This window comes from Neisseria sp. P0021.S006, assembly GCF_051956895.1.
In genome coordinates, this window is record NZ_JBQCWZ010000337.1 from 1 (window position 1) to 1,467 (window position 1,467).

A 1,467-nucleotide genomic window follows, 5' to 3' on the forward strand; every position below is an offset into this window, starting at 1 on the left:
TGCCCGTGATGCCGAAAAAAGCGGCAATGCCTTCGACCGTGTGATGGGTCGCCAAAACTCGGTACACAGCAGCACCGATGCGGCGCAGTTGGCCAAGCTGAAAGAACTGGAAGACTTAAGCCGCAACCACCGCATTGCCGAAAGATTGGCGGCATTGAAAGCAGGGAAATAAGATGAATTTTGTTAATAAGATTTATGAGCTTGCTGAGCAGATTGCTTACCGCCATAAGATGTTGAATCACCATGCTGCATGGTTGCTGTTATCAACTATCGCGGTTTGGTCTCTTAGTGATAATCACCCCATACCCGCAATAGTTGCTGCTATTTTAATTATGGGATTCTATGCTGTTATTATTATGAATGACGTGAAGACAAAATATGGAGACAAATTAATTGCAGATGGACGGAAAGTTTCTATTGAACAAGCCATAGAATTATTAAAAACCGAAATCTTGGAAAACTGTGACAAACAAGAGCAGCAAAAACTCTTAGATCTATTGGAGAAGAAATGCCTAACTCAAATAAAGTTTAAAAACTTCTTCAAATACCGTTTATTTTGGATTGCATATATCTTTTGGGGGTGGATGCTTTTAGATTTACTTATATTAAGTAGATAAAATCCAAACAAACCCCACCAACATTAAAAATGTATTATTCAAAATACAAATCCCATAAAGAAAAAATCAAAAAGAATAAGGAAATGCAATATGTGGAATTTAATCAACGCCCCCGAAACTGAAATCTTCGGCATTGCCATTGCGCTGATGATTTTGCTCGGTGTGTTGGAAGTCATTTCCATGCTGGCAGGCGGTATCAGTGACTGGTTGGACAACCTGTTGCCCGACAGTCTGACCGAAACCGCGCACGCCGAGGTTGGATTGGATGTGGCGGATGCAGGCATATTCGTGCGTTTCCTGAGCTGGCTGTATGTCGGACGTATCCCGGTGTTGATGTTGATGGTGGTATTTCTTGCCGTATACGGACTGACGGGTTATCTGTTTCAGACGGCCTTTGCCACTGTATTCGGCAGCTATCTGAATGGCACGCTGGCAGCAGTCATCGTTTGGTTTCTTTCCCTGCCCTTAGTGCGAGTGACGGCTAGCGGTTTGTACAAAATTATGCCGAAAGATGAAACCACTGCCGTTTCGCAAGAAAGTTTAATCGGCCGCGTCGGCACAGTGGTGCTGGGCGAAGCTCGGGTAGGTAATGCGGCGCAGGTGCGCGTGAAAGATGCTTACGGCCAACAGCATTATGTGATGGTAGAGCCTGACTCTGAAGATGTATTGAAACAAGGCGATGCGGTATTGCTGGTGTCGTTGGACGGAAATACATTTAAGGCAATTTTGAATCCGAGCGGCAGCTTGGTAGATTAAGGCCGTCTGAAACCGCTGATTTATCGATACGGTAAAAATAGATACTTTACCGCCCTATCCTCACCATCTAGAAATCCGAAATAACAATATAGAA

2 protein-coding genes and 1 pseudogene are annotated in these 1,467 nt (G+C 44.1%); all 3 read left to right on the plus strand.

The features are described 5' to 3' along the window. Positions 1-172: pseudogene (locus ACTHUM_RS13895) on the plus strand (PspA/IM30 family protein); the annotation flags it as partial. Between the two features lies 1 nt (position 173). Then, positions 174-617, plus strand: a complete 444-nt coding sequence (locus ACTHUM_RS13900) for a hypothetical protein (protein ID WP_070459756.1) — start codon at positions 174-176, stop codon at positions 615-617. 90 nt (positions 618-707) lie between these two features. After that, entirely contained in the window at positions 708-1,373 is a 666-nt protein-coding gene (locus ACTHUM_RS13905; RefSeq protein WP_070459759.1) for a YqiJ family protein, read from the plus strand. Positions 1,374-1,467: the final 94 nt, after the last annotated feature.

What these genes read in the sequence shown, in the direction of transcription:
- ACTHUM_RS13905 (WP_070459759.1), top strand. Translation starts at nt 708, where the DNA reads ATGTGGAATTTAATCAACGCCCCCGAAACTGAAATCTTCGGCATTGCC.
- ACTHUM_RS13900 (WP_070459756.1), top strand. Translation starts at nt 174, where the DNA reads ATGAATTTTGTTAATAAGATTTATGAGCTTGCTGAGCAGATTGCTTAC.